Origin of the sequence: Streptomyces sp. 3214.6 (genome assembly GCF_900129855.1) — a bacterium.
Lineage (GTDB): Bacteria > Actinomycetota > Actinomycetes > Streptomycetales > Streptomycetaceae > Streptomyces > Streptomyces soliscabiei.
This window is the reverse complement of record NZ_LT670819.1, coordinates 7,137,842-7,155,270: the sequence shown is the minus strand read 5'-3', so window position 1 is coordinate 7,155,270 and position 17,429 is coordinate 7,137,842. Positions and strand designations below refer to the sequence as shown.

General features: G+C 69.8%; 15 protein-coding genes. 8 read left to right on the top strand and 7 right to left on the bottom strand.

What is annotated here, in order from left to right; all coding sequences use genetic code 11:
* Positions 1 to 170 precede the first annotated feature (170 nt).
* Positions 171 to 3,164 (bottom strand): bifunctional [glutamine synthetase] adenylyltransferase/[glutamine synthetase]-adenylyl-L-tyrosine phosphorylase, encoded by a 2,994-nt coding sequence (locus B5557_RS32375; protein WP_079665127.1) that lies wholly within the window; start codon positions 3,162 to 3,164, stop codon positions 171 to 173.
* 174 nt (positions 3,165 to 3,338) lie between these two features.
* On the opposite strand from B5557_RS32375, the gene B5557_RS32370 reads away from it, so the two are divergent.
* Positions 3,339 to 4,220: an alkaline phosphatase family protein gene (locus tag B5557_RS32370; RefSeq protein WP_173877874.1), complete on the top strand. Its 882-nt coding sequence runs from the start codon at positions 3,339 to 3,341 to the stop codon at positions 4,218 to 4,220.
* A gap of 126 nt (positions 4,221 to 4,346) precedes the next feature.
* Here B5557_RS32370 and B5557_RS32365 read toward each other — a convergent pair whose 3' ends face one another.
* Positions 4,347 to 5,708, bottom strand: a complete 1,362-nt coding sequence (locus B5557_RS32365) for a glutamine synthetase family protein (RefSeq protein ID WP_079662771.1) — start codon at positions 5,706 to 5,708, stop codon at positions 4,347 to 4,349.
* Positions 5,709 to 6,111: 403 nt separating this feature from the next.
* Between B5557_RS32365 and B5557_RS32360 the strand changes: the two genes are divergently transcribed.
* Complete coding sequence (locus tag B5557_RS32360; RefSeq protein WP_079662770.1) at positions 6,112 to 7,320, top strand: globin domain-containing protein; 1,209 nt, start codon at positions 6,112 to 6,114, stop codon at positions 7,318 to 7,320.
* 38 nt (positions 7,321 to 7,358) lie between these two features.
* On the opposite strand, the gene B5557_RS32355 is transcribed toward B5557_RS32360, so the two are convergent.
* Positions 7,359 to 7,922 (bottom strand): hypothetical protein, encoded by a 564-nt coding sequence (locus tag B5557_RS32355; protein ID WP_159424462.1) that lies wholly within the window; start codon positions 7,920 to 7,922, stop codon positions 7,359 to 7,361.
* 168 nt (positions 7,923 to 8,090) lie between these two features.
* On the opposite strand from B5557_RS32355, the gene B5557_RS32350 reads away from it, so the two are divergent.
* On the top strand, positions 8,091 to 8,312 hold the full coding sequence (locus B5557_RS32350; protein ID WP_079662768.1) for a hypothetical protein: 222 nt from the start codon (positions 8,091 to 8,093) through the stop codon (positions 8,310 to 8,312).
* Positions 8,313 to 8,752: 440 nt separating this feature from the next.
* Here B5557_RS32350 and B5557_RS32340 read toward each other — a convergent pair whose 3' ends face one another.
* Together B5557_RS32340 and B5557_RS32335 are read right to left on the bottom strand one after the other, a co-directional pair.
* Complete coding sequence (locus B5557_RS32340; RefSeq protein ID WP_079662766.1) at positions 8,753 to 9,019, bottom strand: DUF6959 family protein; 267 nt, start codon at positions 9,017 to 9,019, stop codon at positions 8,753 to 8,755.
* Positions 9,020 to 9,075: 56 nt separating this feature from the next.
* On the bottom strand, positions 9,076 to 9,522 hold the full coding sequence (locus B5557_RS32335; RefSeq protein WP_079662765.1) for an RrF2 family transcriptional regulator: 447 nt from the start codon (positions 9,520 to 9,522) through the stop codon (positions 9,076 to 9,078).
* A gap of 211 nt (positions 9,523 to 9,733) precedes the next feature.
* Here B5557_RS32335 and B5557_RS32330 point away from each other — a divergent pair, with 211 nt between their 5' ends.
* The 5 genes from B5557_RS32330 to B5557_RS32310 all read left to right on the top strand — a co-directional run bounded on the left by B5557_RS32330 (position 9,734) and on the right by B5557_RS32310 (position 16,190).
* The gene (locus B5557_RS32330) at positions 9,734 to 10,399 is read left to right on the top strand and encodes a DUF3105 domain-containing protein (RefSeq protein ID WP_079662764.1); all 666 of its coding nucleotides are present in this window, start codon (positions 9,734 to 9,736) and stop codon (positions 10,397 to 10,399) included.
* Positions 10,400 to 10,410: 11 nt separating this feature from the next.
* Entirely contained in the window at positions 10,411 to 11,013 is a 603-nt protein-coding gene (locus B5557_RS32325) for a DUF305 domain-containing protein (RefSeq protein WP_173877754.1), read from the top strand.
* 216 nt (positions 11,014 to 11,229) lie between these two features.
* Positions 11,230 to 12,138: a hypothetical protein gene (locus B5557_RS32320; RefSeq protein ID WP_079662762.1), complete on the top strand. Its 909-nt coding sequence runs from the start codon at positions 11,230 to 11,232 to the stop codon at positions 12,136 to 12,138.
* 227 nt (positions 12,139 to 12,365) lie between these two features.
* Positions 12,366 to 14,312 carry a S53 family peptidase gene (locus B5557_RS32315; RefSeq protein ID WP_079662761.1) on the top strand — a complete coding sequence of 649 codons (1,947 nt, stop codon included), beginning with the start codon at positions 12,366 to 12,368 and terminating at the stop codon, positions 14,310 to 14,312.
* A 123-nt stretch (positions 14,313 to 14,435) separates the two neighbouring features.
* Complete coding sequence (locus tag B5557_RS32310; RefSeq protein ID WP_079662760.1) at positions 14,436 to 16,190, top strand: NAD+ synthase; 1,755 nt, start codon at positions 14,436 to 14,438, stop codon at positions 16,188 to 16,190.
* Positions 16,191 to 16,218: 28 nt separating this feature from the next.
* Here B5557_RS32310 and B5557_RS32305 read toward each other — a convergent pair whose 3' ends face one another.
* Positions 16,219 to 16,827, bottom strand: a complete 609-nt coding sequence (locus tag B5557_RS32305; RefSeq protein ID WP_079662759.1) for a DJ-1/PfpI family protein — start codon at positions 16,825 to 16,827, stop codon at positions 16,219 to 16,221.
* A gap of 173 nt (positions 16,828 to 17,000) precedes the next feature.
* On the bottom strand, positions 17,001 to 17,366 hold the full coding sequence (locus B5557_RS32300; RefSeq protein WP_079662758.1) for a hypothetical protein: 366 nt from the start codon (positions 17,364 to 17,366) through the stop codon (positions 17,001 to 17,003).
* Positions 17,367 to 17,429 lie beyond the last annotated feature (63 nt).

The following is a 17,429-nucleotide window of genomic DNA, read 5'->3' as shown; positions in this document are numbered from 1 at the left end:
CGACAGCACCAAGAAAACAGACAGCAGTACGCCCAACACGCGACGGGCTCGACGCACCGCCACGGCCCCGACCCACCCACCCGTCCCCACTCACCCCGGGTGAGAAACAGCCGACCCCCGCCCCCCTGACGCGCCCCTGACCAACCCCCGACCAACCCCCGACCGCCCCCCTACCCCCCGTAGAACAGCTCGTCCACCACACCCCGAGCCCGCCGCGCGGTACGCCGATAGTCGTCCAGCATGTCCCCCACCCGCCCCGGCCCATACCCCAAGTACCGCCCCACGGCGACCAGTTCACGAGGATCGGACGGAAACGTGTCCCCCGCCCGCCCCCGCACCAGCATCACCGCATTACGCACCCGAGTAGCCAACACCCACGCCTCGTCCAGCGTCCCCGCATCCTCCTCCGAAACAAGCCCGGCAGCACGAGCAGCAGCAAGCGCCTGCCGCGTACGAGTGGTCCGCAACCCCGCCTCCGTGCAGCCGTGCCGCATCTGAAGCAACTGCACGGTCCACTCCACGTCGGAAAGCCCACCCGGCCCGAGCTTGGTGTGCAGCTTGGGATCGACCCCCCGAGGCATCCGCTCCGTCTCCATACGGGCCTTGAGCCGCCGGATCTCCCGAACGGCATCCTCGCCCAGCCCACCCGCCGGATACCGCAACGGATCAACGAGCTCAATGAACCGCCGTCCCAACTCCTCGTCCCCGGCGACAAGTTCAGCCCGCAGCAACGCCTGCGACTCCCAGACCAGCGACCACCGCCGGTAGTAGGCCTCATAGGACTTCAACGATCGCACGAGCGGCCCCGACTTACCCTCCGGGCGCAGATCCGCGTCCACGAGAAGCGGCGGATCGGCACTGGGAATCTGCAGCAACCGACGCATCTCGGAGACGACCTTGTTCGCGGCGTCCGCCGCCTCCCGCTCATCGACACCGTCCCGAGGCTCATGCACGAACAGCACATCCGCATCGGAGCCGTATCCCAGCTCATGCCCTCCGAACCGCCCCATCCCCACCACCGCGAAGCACGTGGGCAGCGTGTCCCCCCACCCCTCGCGCACGACCGCCCGCAACGTCCCGGCCAGCGTGGCAGCCGTGAGGTCCGACACGGCCCCGCCCACCAGGTCCACAAGGGCTCCCTGGTCGGCCTCGACGGGCTGCGCCTCGGTGCCGTACGAGCCGACGATGTCCGCGGCGGCCGTACGGAACAGCTCACGCCGCCGAACCCCACGCGCCGCGGTGACCGCCTGCACCACCCCCTCCGCCCGCCCGACCGCGGAGAGTATCTCCTGCTCCAGCTGAGCCCGCCCCCGAGGTTCGAGCCCCCCACCGTCCCCGTCCCCCAGCAGCGCCACCGCTTCCGGTGCCCGCATCAGCAGATCGGGGGCGAGCCGCCCGGCGGAAAGGACACGCGCGAGATTCTCCGCGGCAGCCCCTTCGTCCCTCAACAACCGCAGATACCAAGGCGTCTTACCCAACGCGTCCGACACCTTGCGGAAGTTCAACAGCCCGGCGTCGGGATCGGCGGAGTCCGCGAACCACCCCAACAACACAGGCAGCAGAGTCCGCTGAATGGCAGCCTTCCGCGTCACACCGGAAGCCAACGCCTCCAGATGACGCAACGCAGAAGCGGGATCGGCGTACCCGAGCGCGACAAGCCGTTCCCGAGCCGCCTCAGGACTCAACCGGCTCTCACCGGGGGCGAGTTGAGCGACGGCATCGAGCAACGGCCGGTAGAAGAGCTTCTCGTGCAGCCGCCGCACCACAGCCGCATGCCGCTTCCACTCCCGCCCCAGTTCCACCACGGGATCGGTCCGCAGCCCGAGCGACCGGCCGAGCCGCCGCAGTTCGGCTTCGCTCTCCGGAACCAGATGGGTCCGCCGCAGCCGGTACAACTGGATCCGATGCTCCATGGACCGCAGAAACCGATAGGCAACGTCGAGCTGCTCGGCATCGGCCCGCCCGACATAGCCTCCCGCGGCCAACGCCTGCAGAGCGTCCAGCGTGGTCCCGCTCCGCAGCGAGACATCGGCCCGCCCGTGCACCAGCTGCAGCAGCTGCACGGCAAACTCGACGTCCCTCAACCCTCCGGGCCCGAGCTTCAGTTCACGCTCGACCTCGGCGGCCGGGATGTTCTCGATGACCCGCCGCCGCATCTTCTGCACGTCGGTGACGAAGTTCTCGCGCTCGGCGGCCTTCCACACCAGCGGCTCGACGGCGGCGACGTACTCCGCCCCCAGCGCCAGGTCCCCCGCGACCGGCCGCGCCTTCAGCAGGGCCTGGAACTCCCAGGTCTTGGCCCACCGCTGGTAGTACGCGAGGTGACTGCTGAGTGTCCGCACGAGCGGCCCGTTGCGCCCCTCGGGCCGCAGGTTGGCGTCGACGGGCCAGATGGACCCTTCCACTGTCGTCTCGGAACAGATCCGCATCATGTGCGAGGCGAGCTTGGTGGCGGCCCGCAACGCCTTTCCCTCGTCGGCCCCGCCGACAGCTTCCCCCACGAAGATGACATCGACGTCGGACACGTAATTCAGTTCATGCCCACCGCACTTGCCCATGGCGATGACAGCGAGCCGGCACAACGCCGCGTCATCCGGCGCCGCGGCCCGAGCCAGCCCCAGAGCGGCCCGCAACGTGGCCGTGGCGAGATCGGCGAGCTCCGCGGCCGTCTCGGCGAGATCGGTCGTCCCGCACACGTCACGCGCCGCGATGGACAGCAGACACCGCCGGTAGGCGACGCGCAGCAGCACGGGATCCGTGGCCTCGGACAGCCCGCGCTCGAACTCCTCCACCCCGGGGTGCAGATCCCGTGGCTCGTACGTGACCAGCGCCTCCCAGTCCCGCGGATGCCGGGCGAGGTGATCGGCGAGAGCGGCGGACGCCCCCAGCACTCCCAGCAGCCGGTCCCGCAGCGGCTTGGCCGCTATCAGCGTGTCGAGCAGCTCCCGCCGGGCGGTGTGCCCGGGCTGCGCCTCCAGCAGCCGGACGAGACCGTGCAGGGCGAGATCGGGATCGGCGGTGCCGCCGAGAGCCTCCAGCAGAAACGGATCGCTGCGTACCGGGGACAGCTCGGGCCCGTCCAGGAGCCGCTCGGCGGCGGACGGATCGGTGAAACCGTGCCGCAGCAGCCGTGTGAAGGTACTGCTCCTGCGCCCCGGCGCCATCCAGGCCTCCTCGATCAAGGTCGTCCGCACTTGAGCGTAACCCTCACCCCACTGTGGCGCTCCGGGCCGGTTTCAGGTTCTGTGTTAAGTGGAGCCGGCTTGAGTCCACCGCCCATCGTCCTGCTCCCCTCACCCCCACCGGAGGCTGATGTGTCCAGCAGTTCCGGCAGATCCCTGTACCGTCGCAGCCGCCGTGCGGTCGTGGCATCCGTCGTCGCCCTCACGGCGGCCGCCGCGGGCCTGTGGTCCGGTCTCGGCGGCTCCTCCCCGCCCGCGCGGGCGGTGGCCGGCGTGCCGACCCCGGACCACGTGGTTGTCGTGGTCTTCGAGAACCACGCCTACGGCCAGGTCATCGGCGCCTCCAGCGCCCCGTACATCAACTCGCTCAAGACCGGCGGGGCCAACCTCTCCCAGTCGTACGCCGAGACCCACCCGAGCCAGCCCAACTACTTCGCGCTGTTCTCCGGCTCCACCCAGGGCATCACGGACGACAGCTGCTACGCGCCCGGCTTCTCCTCGGCCCCGAACCTCGCCTCGGAGCTGCTCGCGGCCGGCCGCACCTGGGCCAGCTACAACGAGACGCTGCCCAGCCAGGGTTCGACGACGTGCGGCAGTGGCGACTACGCCCGCAAGCACAACCCGTGGTTCGGCTTCAGCAACGTCCCGACGTCGACGGCGAAGACCTTCGCGCAGTTCCCGGCCGACTACTCGACGCTCCCCCAGGTGTCCTTCGTCATCCCCGACCTGTGCAGCGACATGCACGACTGCCCGGTGGCGACCGGCGACACCTGGCTGAAGAACAACCTGGGCGCCTACGCGACCTGGGCCAGGACCCACAACAGTCTCCTCGTCGTCACCTTCGACGAGGACAACCGCCTGGCCGGCAACCGCATACCGACGGTCCTGTACGGCCAGCCGGTGACTCCGGGTTCGTCCTCGTCGACGAGGTACAACCACTACGACCTGCTGCGCACCCTGGAGGACAGCCAGGGCCTGACCACCCACGCCGGCAACGCGGCCTCCGCGACGGACATCACGGGGATCTGGGCGCCCTGACGTGTGCCGTCGAGGCAGGCCTCCTTTCCGATTCAAGCCGCCCAGACGCCAAGACGCCACAGGGCCGACGGTGTCCTCACCGTCGGCCCTGTGTACCGCTCCAGCGGAATCAATCCTGTCCAGCGCCTACAGCACCGGCAGGTTCTTCCGCAGCTCGAACGCCGTCACCTCGGAGCGGTACTCGTGCCACTCCGCGCGCTTGTTGCGCAGGAAGAAGTCGAAGACGTGTTCGCCGAGGGTCTCGGCGACGAGGTCGCTGCGTTCCATCAGGCTCAGCGCCTCGCCGAGGTTCTGCGGCAGCGGCTCGATGCCCATCGCGCGCCGCTCGGCGTCGGACAGCGCCCAGACGTCGTCCTCGGCGCCCGGCGGAAGCTCGTAGCCCTCCTCGACGCCCTTGAGGCCGGCCGCGAGCAGCATGGCGTACGCGAGGTACGGGTTGGCGCCGGAGTCCAGCGAGCGGACCTCGATGCGGGCGGAGCCCGTCTTGCCGGGCTTGTACATCGGGACGCGGACGAGCGCGGAGCGGTTGTTGTGGCCCCAGCAGATGTACGAGGGGGCCTCGCCGCCGGCGCCGGCGGTGCGCTCGGAGCCGCCCCAGATGCGCTTGTAGGAGTTGACCCACTGGTTGGTGACGGCGGCGATCTCGGCGGCGTGCTTCAGCAGACCCGCGATGAAGGACCGGCCGACCTTCGACAGCTGGTACTCCGCGCCGGACTCGTAGAACGCGTTGCGGTCGCCCTCGAAGAGGGAGAGGTGTGTGTGCATGCCGGAGCCGGGGTGCTCGGAGAACGGCTTCGGCATGAAGGTCGCCTGGACTCCCTGCTCCAGCGCGACCTGCTTCATGACCAGGCGGAACGTCATGATGTTGTCGGCCGTGGAGAGCGCGTCGGCGTAGCGCAGGTCGATCTCCTGCTGGCCGGGGGCGCCCTCGTGGTGGGAGAACTCGACGGAGATGCCCATCGACTCCAGCATGGTGATCGCCTGGCGGCGGAAGTCCATGCCGACGTTGTGCGGGGTGTGGTCGAAGTAGCCGGAGTTGTCGGCCGGGGTCGGGCGGGAGCCGTCGGTCGGCTTGTCCTTCAGCAGGAAGAACTCGATCTCCGGGTGGGTGTAGAAGGTGAAGCCCAGGTCGGAGGCGCGGGCGAGGGCGCGCTTGAGCACGTAGCGCGGGTCCGCGAAGGACGGCGAGCCGTCCGGCATGAGGATGTCGCAGAACATGCGGGCGGTACCGGGGGCCTCGGCGCGCCAGGGCAGGACCTGGAACGTGGACGGGTCCGGCTTGGCGATCATGTCGGACTCGTAGACCCGGGCGAAGCCCTCGATCGCGGAGCCGTCGAAGCCGATGCCTTCGTCGAATGCCTGCTCGAGCTCGGCGGGGGCCACGGCGACGGACTTGAGGAAGCCCAGCACGTCCGTGAACCACAGCCGTACGAACCGGATGTCGCGCTCCTCCAACGTCCGGAGCACGAACTCCTGCTGTTTGTCCATCTTCCGCTTCCCCATCCTTGCTGGTCAGGCCGCCTGTCTCCCGTCCCACGAAAGAGGCGGTCGGGCACCTGAGCATCACACCACAACACCATTTCGTGCGCGTTGCGGACCATGATCGCCTCGGCGACCCGGGCCTGAACGCCGCACGTCCGGCAGATGTACTGCCCACACGTCCGGCAGGTGCACTGCCGCACGTCCGGCAGGCGTACTGCTCTGCCGCCCATCTTGCCTGCTCGGACCGACATCCGTAATGCCCGACCTCCCCCGTCTCCGTCCGCCCGCTTAATTTGCATCTCAGATGCAACTTTAACTAGCGTGCCGGACAGCCGAGCGACGAGTCGCACGCCGTGGTGTCGCCGCCTCTCGGCGGCCCTTGTGCTGCCCCGAATCCCGAGGAGTCCCGATGCTGTCCGAACAGTCCGCAGCCACCGTCCGCGCCACCCTCCCCGCCGTGGGCGCGGCCATCGGCGAGATCACCGAGCGCTTCTACGCCGGCCTGTTCGCGGCGCACCCCGGCCTCCTGCGTGACCTGTTCAACCGCGGCAACCAGGCGGCGGGCACCCAGCGCCAGGCCCTCGCGGGCTCGATAGCCGCCTTCGCCACCCACCTCGTCGACCACCCGGAGCACCGCCCGGACGCCATGCTCGGGCGCATCGCCCACAAACACGCCTCACTGGGGATCGCGCCCGCGCAGTACAAGGTCGTCCACGAGCACCTCTTCGCCGCCATCGCCGATGTCCTCGGCGAGGCGGTCACCGCCGAGGTCGCGGCGGCCTGGGACGAGGTCTACTGGCTGATGGCGAACGCCCTGATCGCGATCGAGCGCCGGCTGTACGAGGAGAGCGGGCTCGGCGACGCCGGCCGGGGTGCGGGCACCTGGCGTGAGTGGGAGGTCGTGGAACGCGTCACAGAGACCGCGGACGTCGTCTCCTTCCGTCTGCGGCCGCTCGACGGCGCCCCCGTACGCGACTTCCGCGCGGGCCAGTACGTGTCCGTCCGCACCCGGCTTCCCGACGGCGCCCGTCAGATACGCCAGTACAGCCTCTCCGGCACCCCGGGGTCGGACCTGCGCCGGATCAGCGTCAAGCGCGTGCCGGGCGGCGCCTCGACCCCGGCGGGCGAGGTCTCGAACGACCTGCACGCGCGCGTGCGTGAGGGCAGCGTCCTGGAGCTCTCCGAGCCGTACGGCGACCTGGTCCTGGACGATGTCCAGGGAGCCCCGCTCCTCCTCGCCTCGGCCGGCATCGGCGTCACCCCGATCGTCGCGATGCTGGCCCACCTGGCGGCCGCCGGCCACAGCGCCCCGGTCACGGTCGTCCACGCGGACCGCTCCCCCGCGGAGCACGCCCTGCGCGCGGACCACGAGACGTACGCGGCGAAGCTGCCGGACGCGTCCGTGCACCTCTGGTACGAGCGCGAGGCCCCGGCGGACGCCCGGACCGGGCGGGCCGACCTCACGGACGTCCCGGTCGCACCGGGCACGCGCGCGTACCTGTGCGGCCCGCTGCCGTTCATGCGGGCCGTGCGGGCGCAGCTGATCGAGAAGGGGGTCGCCCCCGCGGACGTCCACTACGAGGTGTTCGGCCCGGACCTGTGGCTGGCCCGGGCCTGACACAAGCGGACCCCGAAACCGAATCCGAGGGCCGGACGTCACGGGTGGACGGGCAGCCCGGGCGGCCGCCCGGGGTCGTAGTGCGCGCGGGCGAAGGCGTCGTCAGCGCGGTGGACGACGTCCGGCAGGGGCGGGGCGGGCCACACGCTCACCCGGTGCTCCTCGACCACTTCGTCCCCCGCGTTCGTCGCGCCCGCGTCCCGTCCACGCGCCTGGACCCGGACCCGGTACCAGCCGGCCCCGGCGACGGCGAAGTTCCCGGCGTCCTCGACGACGTCCCCACCCCACCTGAACAACCGCAGCACCCCGCTGGTGCTGCAGATACTCACGTCCACTACGGTCTCCCACTCCCCACCGTCCCCCTCCGCGCCGTCCAACGGCGGCTCCTGCGGGCACTGCTCGGTGGTCAGCCGGATCCACCCGGTGTGCGTGCCGGCGAACATCGTCAGGTGCTCGGGCCCACCGGCGGCCAGACTGTTGCCCTCGAAGATCCGCTCGACGGTGTCGGCGTCGTCGTACTCGGTGAGGAACTCGTCGCCCTGGAGGTAGTACTGGCAGTACGAGACGAACATGCGGTCGGACGTCCAACGTATGTAGCGCATCCGCCAGATGATGCCCGGGCCCTCTGACATCGAGCCGTGACCTTCACCCTGTCCAGCACCCGTCCGTCACAGTTCTGTCACTTTCCGTGAAGGCTCCCGGTGTCGAACAGTGGATGTGGTCGCGGACGACCGCAGCGATCGGACGCGCGCTGGCGCATACTGGGGGCAATGACAAAGCCAGCTGCCCCGAAGCGTTATTTGCCTACCAGCCCCTTCAAGGCCCCGGCCGCGCCGGTTCCCAAGCAGTTCGCCGTGGGGGACCAGGTCACGCATGACATGTACGGCCTCGGCCGAGTGGTCGGCATCGAGGATGGGATCGCGGTGCTCGTCGATTTCGGCTCGGCCCAGGAGCGGATCCTGAGTCCCTACGCCAAGATGAGCAAGCTCTAGAACCGCGGCGCCCGGTCACGGCGGACCGGGTCCCTTCATCACCCTGTAACGATTGGGAGACCTCTCATCGACCTGACCTCGTTGTTCTCCGCTCCGGAGGGGGCGCCTCGCGGTGCCGCCACGGCATCGCCGCCTCCGACGACGAACCCCTTCCAAGCCCCGGACTTCGGTGAGAACGACACGTTCTCGTTCGACGATGCGCAGGCATCGGTCCCGGGCATGGGCACGGCTCCACACACGGCGGGCTAGGGCCTGTCGCCGAGAACCGTTCGACAACGTCCGAAAGGGTTGGGAAGGGTTCAGCAAGGCGGACGACGTCGTGCGCACGCAGCGTCCCGTCAGCCGGAAGCAGGGGTACTCCGGCTGCGGGAAGTGATCACGTCCGGTGCGGGGCACTCCCCTGATGATCAACGGGGAGCAGGCACAGCGGGCTGCCGAACTCAGTAGGGCCGCGGGATGTCGTGCTCCTCCAACGCGGTCGCGTAGCGCTTCAGCAGGGCGTCGAGACCGGCCAGAAGAAGGCCGGCGGCGTCGCGGGCGTCGCCCAGATCGCCGCGGTCGCATGCCTCCACCAGCTCGGCCGCGTCGGTGCGGAGGATGTGCAGGGAGTCGCCCTGCACCAGCACTCCGGGGAACCGCCGACCGGGCAAGCGGACTACGGCGTCGTTGCCGCCGGCGGTGAACAGCTCTGCTTCGATGCGTTCCATCGGGCCATCCAATCCGGCACGCCCAGGTGTTTTCAATGGGGTTGCGAGGCCGGTGGTCACTCGGGTCGTCCGGAGATCCCCAGGAGCAGCGGGCCCGTCGGTTCCCGCACGATGTCCGTGATCGTGATCGGGTCCAGGGAAGCGAAGAACGCCTCCTGGGCACGGCGGAGGGCGCCCCTCAGGCGGCAGGCCGCGTTCAGGGGGCAGGGGGTGGCGCCCTCGCAGTCGACGACGTCGCCGTCGCCCTCGAAGGTGCGGACGAGGCCGCCCACCGACGCCGTGCGGCCCTTCTCCGTCAGGGCCAGACCGCCGCCCCTGCCCCGGCGGGCCGCCAGGAGGCCCAGGTGCTGGAGCTCGGCCACGACCTTGGCCGCGTGGGTGTAGGGGACCTCCATCGCGGCCGCGACCTCGCGGGTCGTGGGGGTGGCCTCCGGGTTCTCGTCCGCCACCGCGAGCCTCATGAGGACGCGCAGTGCCAGGTCGGTGGATCGCAGCAGCCGCATGGGAGGAAGCGTAGATAATGCGCATCTCCGCTTCAAATTATCCGGGAAATTCTTCCGTCCACCTCTTCCCCCAGCGCGCCGGCGCCTCGGTTGGCTGTGACCTGCCTACGAGAACCGCCGTCCTCCCCATTACGATCAGCGGACCCGGCTCAAGCAGAAGCAGCAGTGCCCCCCTCCCGTCCCGCCCCTTTCCCCCAGAAGGACAGGTCTCATGGGTTCCGCAAACAAGACCAGCAGCGCGACGCGCAAGGCACGTATAGAGGAGATGCGGCGGGCCGAACAGGCCCGGGAGCGCCGTAACCGGATTCTCGCGATCACCGGCAGTGTCGTCGCCGTCGCCGCGCTCATCACCGGTGGTGTGTTCGTCGTGAAGTCGCAGTCCGGGGACGACTCCTCCAACGCCGCCGACGCCAAGGCCTCGGGGAAGTTCGTCACCGGCTCGGACGGGGTCAAGACGTGGAAGGGGACGCTCGGGCGTACCCACGTCGCCAAGACGGTGAAGTACCCGACCGAGCCTCCCGTGGGCGGCAACCACAACCAGGTCTGGATGAACTGCAACGGCGACGTCTACACCAAGGCGCTCAACAACATGAACGCCGTGCACTCGCTGGAGCACGGCGCGGTCTGGGTGACGTACAACAGCAAGGCGAGCAAGGCCGACGTCGACGCGCTGGCCGCCAAGGTCAAGAAGACGCCGTACACCCTCATGAGCCCGGACGACGCCCAGGCCGACCCGATCATGCTCACCGCGTGGGGACACCAGCGCACGGTGACGAGCGCGAGCGACGCGAACGTGGACAAGTTCTTCGCGAAGTTCGTACAGGGCGAGCAGACGCCCGAGCCGGGCGCGGCCTGCACGGGCGGTCTGTCGCAGTGAGGTACGCGGGAGTGGCGGTCGCCGTGGCCGGAGTGCTCGTCGCCGCCGGGGCCATCACCTACTCCGTCGCCGAGGACGGCTCGACGGGCACCACACCCCCCGCCGCCGACTCCGCCGACGCCGGATTCGCCCGGGACATGGCCGTGCACCACCAGCAGGCCGTCGAGATGTCGTACATCGTGCGTGACCGGACGACCGACGCGGACGTACGACGCCTCGCCTACGACATCGCGCAGACGCAGGCCAACCAGCGCGGCATGCTGCTCGGGTGGCTCGATCTCTGGGGGCTGCCGAAGGTGTCGGCCGACGCGCCCATGACGTGGATGGGCATGGGCGGGATGAGCGACGGCGAGGACGGCGCCCTCATGCCCGGCATGGCCACCAACGCCGAGATGAAGAAGCTCGGCACGCTCAACGGGAAGCAGGCCGAGGTCTTCTTCCTCCAGCTGATGACCGACCACCACAAGGGCGGTGTCCACATGGCCGAGGGGTGTGTCGCCAAGTGCACCGTCGGCGTGGAGAAGCGGCTCGCCCAGGGCATGGTCGAGGCACAGCAGTCGGAGATCAAGCTGATGGCCGACATGTTGAAGGAACGGGGCGCCCGAGCGCGCTGAGCCGTGTGCGGTAGGCGGTGTGCCGTGCGCTGTGCGCCGTGTGCCGTGTGCCGTGTGCCGTGTGCCGTGTGCCGTGAGTCTCGTCGGCTGCGTGGGGCGTACTGCTTTCGGGGCGACCGCCGGGGGCGGCGGAGCCGGCCGTGAAGGGGAGGACGATTGCGCGCGCAGGACTCACGGAGCGCCGAGCGCACCGCACGGGAACGACAGCAGCGGGTCATGCCCCAGACCGCGGGGCCGGCCGCCGGGTTGCTCGCCCTGCAGCGGCTGGCCGGCAACGCGGCCGTGTCCCGGGCCCTCGCCGTCCAGCGGGCCGGGGCGGGCGACGACCAGGCCCGGGGCGACACCGCCCGCTACGCCGAGCACCCCGTCGAGCATCCGGAGTGGCCGCAGTTCCAGGCCCTGATGCGGCGGGCCGGTTTCGACCGGGACACCCTGGAAGCCGTGTGGCAGCTCCTCATGGGCGGCATCCGACAGCAGGCGGAGCTGGAGACGTCGCTCGACGACCGGCATCTGACACGGTCTCAGCGGCGGTCCCGGCGCTCCGGGAACGACTGGTACCGCGCGGTCGTCGACATGGTCGGCGATCATCTGCGGATCCCCACCCCCACCATGGGGCTGTGGTCCGGCGGCCTCGACGTCAACGACTACGCGACCGCCAAAGGCCATACGACGCTGGAGCACTCCAACCTCGGCAGAGTGATCAACAGCCTCCGGCTGCACCCGGACTTCTCCCTCATCGGGCCGCTCTGGAACCTTCTGTCTGTGGCGTTCGTGCAGCGGGCGACCGGGCCCGTGCACATCTTCCTCCGGGCGCACGATCCCGACAGCGTCCTACAGGACCAGGAGATACCGCAGTTGCGGAAAATGCAGGAGATGGGCGAGCAGGCCGGGCGGGCGATCACTCTGGTCTGGCATCCGCTGTACACGACGGCCGACGGGACCATCCGGGAGGTCTCGCGCGACCTTCGGCTGGTCGACGACGCGCCCTACGCGCAGCGGGACTTGTGCGTCGCGGCCCTCTACTCCTACCTGCTCCGTATGCACGACCCCGGCAACCCGCACTCCGCCCGCGCCCACGACGAGATGCACACCCGGCTACGGCAGAACGGCCACAGGCCCGACTGAGCGTCCCGGCGGCCGGTCCTGGCGGGAGTCTGGCTGAGATCCGCGGCCGGTACCTGAGGATTTTCCACCAGACGTAACGCTGCCGAAAGGATCTAAACCCCAAATCGCCGCCGACAGCGATTACTTGGGATCTTCTTGGGTTTGGCATTCCCCTGGCATGAACGGTTCAGGGCCAGAGTGGCCGAGGCGAGTGATCTACTCGCGTCGAACCACATACAGGGGGTCCTATGAGATCCAACCGCGCCGCGCTGCGCGCCGGAGCGAGCATGGCAGCGACACTGCCGATGATCGCCGGCGCGCTGGCGCTCGGCATACCCGCGGCGCACGCCGCGGACAGCCCCACCCGTGACACGCTGGCCGGGACCAAGCCCGCGTGGGCCACGGCGAAGGCGGACAAGGGCTCGACCGCGGACAGCGCCCAGGTCTCCGCCCGGGTCTACCTCGCGGGACGTGACGCCGCCGGCCTCGCGCAGTACGCGAAGGCGGTTTCCGACCCGAGCTCCGCCGCCTACGGCAAGTACCTCTCCGCCGGGCAGGCGCAGGCCCGCTACGGCGCGACCGCGGCGCAGGTGGCCGCGGTCAAGTCCTGGCTGACCTCGGCCGGCCTGAAGGTGACGGGCACGACCGAGCACTACGTCTCCGTCAGCGGTGAAGTGGCCGCCGCCGAGAAGGCGTTCGGCACCCAGCTGCACAACTACGCCAAGGGCGGCAAGACTTACCGCGCGCCCGCGAAGGCGGCCTCGGCTCCCGCGAGCCTCGACGGCGCCGTCCTGACCGTCACCGGCCTGGACAACGCTCCGCACAAGGCCAGTGCGAAGGACCAACTGCCGCCGCCCGACGCGGTGTTCAAGAACGCCGGGCCGTTCTCCTCGTACTACGGCTCCAACACCGCGAGCACCCTGCCGTCGGCGTACGGCAAGAAGATCCCGTACGCCGTGCAGGGGTACACCGGCAAGCAGCTGCGGTCCGCCTACGGCGCCGGGAAGTACACCGGCAAGGGCGTGCGCATCGCCATCACCGACGCGTACGCCTCGCCGACCATCGCCTTCGACGCGGCCACCTACGCGAAGGCGCACGGGGACGCGGCCTGGAAGACCGGTCAGCTGAAGCAGGTCCTGCCGCCGAACTACACGCACACCGGCGCCGACGAGTGCAGCGCGGCCGGCTGGTACGGCGAGGAGACCCTCGACGTCGAGGCCGTGCACGCGGTCGCGCCGGACGCGAACGTCACGTACGTGGGCGGCGCGTCCTGCCTCGACGACGACCTGCTCGACTCGCTCAGCAAGGTCGTCGACAACCACCTGGCCGACATCGTCTCCAACTCCTGGGGCGACATCGAGGCCAACCAGACGCCGGACCTGGCGGCCGCCTACGACCAGGTCTTCCAGTTCGGCGCGGTCGAGGGAATCGGTTTCTACTTCTCCTCCGGCGACAACGGCGACGAGGTCGCCAACACCGGGACGAAGCAGGTCGACACCCCGGCCAACTCGGCATGGGTGACGGCGGTCGGCGGTACCTCGCTGGCCGTCGGCAAGGGCGACAAGTACCTGTGGGAGACCGGCTGGGGCACCGAGAAGGCCTCGCTGTCGGCCGACGGCAAGAGCTGGACGAACTTCCCGGGCGCGTTCACCTCGGGTGCGGGCGGCGGCACCAGCAAGACCGTCGCCGAGCCGTACTACCAGAAGGGCGTCGTCCCGAACGCGCTGGCCACGGCCAACAACGCGGCCGGTAACCGTGTCGTCCCGGACATCTCGGCGATCGCCGACCCGAACACCGGTTTCCGGGTCGGCCAGACCCAGACCTTCCCGGACGGGTCGCAGCAGTACAGCGAGTACCGCATCGGCGGCACCTCGCTGGCCGCGCCGGTCATCGCGGCCGTCCAGGCGCTGGCCCAGGAGGCGCACGGCGGCAAGGCGATCGGTTTCGCCAACCCGTCGATCTACTCCAAGTTCGGCTCCCGGGTCTACCACGACGTCACGGACAACCCGACCGGGTCCGGGCTCGCGGTGGCGCGCGTCGACTTCGCCAACAGCATCGACGCGACCGGCGGCCTGCTGACCTCGGTCCGCAGCCTCGGCAAGGACAGCTCGCTGTCCGCGGTGAAGGGCTACGACGACGTCACCGGCGTGGGAACGCCCGCAAGCGGTTACGTGGAGTCGTACCGCAAGCGCTGAAACAACGCGTGAAGCGCTGAAGCAAGGCATGAAGCGCTGAGACGGAGCGTGCCGGTGGGTGGCGTGAGGTGGACGACATCTCACGCCACCCCATCGCGTCGCTCTGACGATTACACTGGCCCCGTGCCTCAACTTCGTCTCGCTCTGAACCAGATCGACTCGCGCGTCGGCGACCTCGTCGGCAACACCGAAACGATCCTCCGCTGGACCCGGCACTCGGCCGAGCAGGGAGCGCATCTCGTGGCGTTCCCGGAGATGGCGCTGACCGGGTATCCCGTCGAGGACCTCGCCCTGCGCTCCTCCTTCGTCGAGGCCTCCCGCACGGCCCTGCGCACGCTCGCCGCGCGCCTCGCCGACGAGGGCTTCGGCGAGCTGCCGGTGGTCGTCGGCTATCTCGACCGGTCCGAGAGCGGCCGGTCGAAGTTCGGCCGGCCGGCCGGTTCCCCGCGCAACGCGGGCGCGGTGCTGTACCGCGGCGAGGTGGTCCTGTCCTACGCCAAGCACCACCTGCCCAACTACGGCGTCTTCGACGAGTTCCGCTACTTCGTGCCGGGCGACACCATGCCGGTGCTGCGCGTCCACGGCGTCGACGTGGCCCTCGCCATCTGCGAGGACCTCTGGCAGGACGGGGGCCGGGTGCCGGCGGCGCGCTCGGCGGAGGCAGGCCTGCTGCTCTCCATCAACGCCTCGCCCTACGAGCGCGACAAGGACGACACCCGGCTGGAGCTGGTCCGCAAGCGGGCCCAGGAGGCCGGCTGCACCACCGCCTACCTCGCGATGATGGGCGGGCAGGACGAGCTGGTCTTCGACGGCGACTCGATCGTCGTCGACAAGGACGGCGAGGTGATCGCGCGGGCGCCGCAGTTCTCGGAAGGCTGCGTGGTCCTGGACCTCGACCTGCCCGCGGCCTCGGCCGACGCGCCCACGGGTGTCGTCGACGACGGGCTGCGCATCGACCGGGTCGTCCTGTCGCAGGACCCGCTGCCGGCGTACGAGCCGGAGCTCTCCGGCGGCTACGCGGAGCGGCTGGACGACGCCGAGGAGGTCTACTCGGCGCTGGTCGTGGGCCTGCGGGCGTATGTCGCGAAGAACGGCTTCACATCGGTGCTCATCGGGCTGTCGGGCGGTATCGACTCGGCGCTCGTCGCGGCGATCGCGTGCGACGCGGTGGGCGCGCAGCACGTGTACGGCGTGTCGATGCCGTCGAAGTACTCCTCCGAACACTCCAAGGGCGACGCGGCGGAGCTGGCGCGCCGCACGGGCCTGAACTTCCGCACGGTGCCGATCGAGCCGATGTTCGACGCGTACATGGGGGCGACGGAGCTGACGGGCCTCGCCGAGGAGAACCTCCAGTCCCGCCTCCGCGGCACTCTCCTGATGGCCATCTCCAACCAGGAGGGCCACATCGTCCTCGCCCCCGGCAACAAGTCGGAGCTGGCGGTCGGCTACTCGACGCTGTACGGCGACTCGGTGGGCGCGTACGGCCCCATCAAGGACGTGTACAAGACCTGGATCTTCCGTCTGGCGGAGTGGCGCAACCGTGCCGCCGCCGAGCGCGGGCAGACGCCGCCCATCCCCGAGAACTCGATCACCAAGCCGCCGAGCGCCGAGCTGCGCCCCGGCCAGGTCGACACGGACTCCCTCCCGGACTACCCCGTCCTGGACGGCATCCTCGAGTTGTACGTCGACCGGGACCAGGGCGCGGACGCGATCGTCGCGGCGGGATACGACCGTGAGCTGGTCGTGAAGACCCTGCGCATGGTCGACACGGCCGAGTACAAGCGGCGCCAGTACCCGCCGGGCACGAAGATCTCGGCCAAGGGCTTCGGCAAGGACCGCCGCCTGCCCATCACGAACGGCTGGCGCGAGTCGGTGTGACGACCGTGCGCCCCACCGGCCCCAGGCGTCAGCGCAGCGCGATCGCGCCCTTCTGGACGGCACGCACGGCGCGCTCCACGGTCTCCTGGTTCTCGCCGACCGGAGCCACGTAGTCGAGGACGTCGCGCGCGGCGTCCTCGCCGAGCGTCCGGGTGATCACCCAGGTGGCGAGGTACTGGGATGCCAGGCAGCCGCCCGCCGTGGCGATGTTCCCCTCGGCGTAGAACGGCTGGTCCAGCACGGTGACGTCGCACGCCTCGACCAAGGGCCGGCTCTTGATGTCCGTGCAGGCGGGCATGGAGTGCAGCAGCCCCAGTCGGGCGAGCACCAGCGCGCCGGAGCACTGCGAGCCGATCAGCTGACGTGAGGGGTCGAGCGGCAGCCTGGAGATCAGCCGGTCGTCGGCGACCACGTCCCGCGTCTTCACCCCGCTGCCGATCAGCACGACGTCGGCTTCGGTCACGAACTCCATCGGGCGCTGTCCGCTCACCTCGACGCCGTTCATCGACGTGACCACGGGCGTCGGCGTCGTGACGAACGCTTCCAGGCCATCCTTGCGACACCGGTTGATCAGCGCGGAGGCGATGAAGCTGTCGAGCTCGTTGAACCCGTCGAACGTGACCACGGCAACCTGCATCACAACTCCTTCAGCACGGCATCAGACCCGCAGTCTCCCGGCCACGTCGTTCCCGGGTCGAGAGCCAATCAACGCAGGGTGGCACCCAGCCGCGCCGGACGTTCAGGCTCCGGCGGCCGGCACCCTCTGTGTGGGCGCACCAGCATCACCCGAGAGCGGTCTCGCAGTCCTGGTCAGGCGCGGTCCGTCAGGTCCTCCGCGAACACCTGCGACAGCGGCTGCGGTCCCACGTACTGCTGGCAGTTGCACTGGCCGGCCTCGTACCGGAGCGGTTTCTTGTTCTCGTCCCAGGCCGTCGGCACCTCGACGCGTTCGTGGCACCGGCCCTGCTTGTCGTGCTTGGCGAGATGGTGCGTGCATCCGCACACCGGCTCCGGAGACTTGTTGGCTGCGTCGATGGCCAGACGTTCCTGTTTTTCCGCCTCCAGCAACTGCAACTTGCGCTCATGCCGATTGCGCAGCGCGGTGCGGACGTTGTCGGTCGCCCATGCGAAGCCACCCGTCCAGAAGACGATGAGAACCCACCAGAACCAGTCCACCAGCTGCCCCTTCCCCCTGTGCCGCTGCGGATCGCCATAGACGGCTCATCCGAAGTGCCTTCA

Excerpts from the sequence above, each read along its gene's own strand:
- B5557_RS32375 (WP_079665127.1), bottom strand. The coding sequence starts at position 3,164 with ATGGCGCCGGGGCGCAGGAGCAGTACCTTCACACGGCTGCTGCGGCAC.
- B5557_RS32350 (WP_079662768.1), top strand. The coding sequence starts at position 8,091 with ATGACAAAGCCAGCTGCCCCGAAGCGTTATTTGCCTACCAGCCCCTTC.
- B5557_RS32335 (WP_079662765.1), bottom strand. The coding sequence starts at position 9,522 with ATGCGGCTGCTGCGATCCACCGACCTGGCACTGCGCGTCCTCATGAGG.
- B5557_RS32330 (WP_079662764.1), top strand. The coding sequence starts at position 9,734 with ATGGGTTCCGCAAACAAGACCAGCAGCGCGACGCGCAAGGCACGTATA.
- B5557_RS32360 (WP_079662770.1), top strand. The coding sequence starts at position 6,112 with ATGCTGTCCGAACAGTCCGCAGCCACCGTCCGCGCCACCCTCCCCGCC.
- B5557_RS32340 (WP_079662766.1), bottom strand. The coding sequence starts at position 9,019 with ATGGAACGCATCGAAGCAGAGCTGTTCACCGCCGGCGGCAACGACGCC.
- B5557_RS32315 (WP_079662761.1), top strand. The coding sequence starts at position 12,366 with ATGAGATCCAACCGCGCCGCGCTGCGCGCCGGAGCGAGCATGGCAGCG.
- B5557_RS32365 (WP_079662771.1), bottom strand. The coding sequence starts at position 5,708 with ATGGACAAACAGCAGGAGTTCGTGCTCCGGACGTTGGAGGAGCGCGAC.
- B5557_RS32355 (WP_159424462.1), bottom strand. The coding sequence starts at position 7,922 with ATGCGCTACATACGTTGGACGTCCGACCGCATGTTCGTCTCGTACTGC.
- B5557_RS32305 (WP_079662759.1), bottom strand. The coding sequence starts at position 16,827 with ATGCAGGTTGCCGTGGTCACGTTCGACGGGTTCAACGAGCTCGACAGC.
- B5557_RS32320 (WP_079662762.1), top strand. The coding sequence starts at position 11,230 with ATGCCCCAGACCGCGGGGCCGGCCGCCGGGTTGCTCGCCCTGCAGCGG.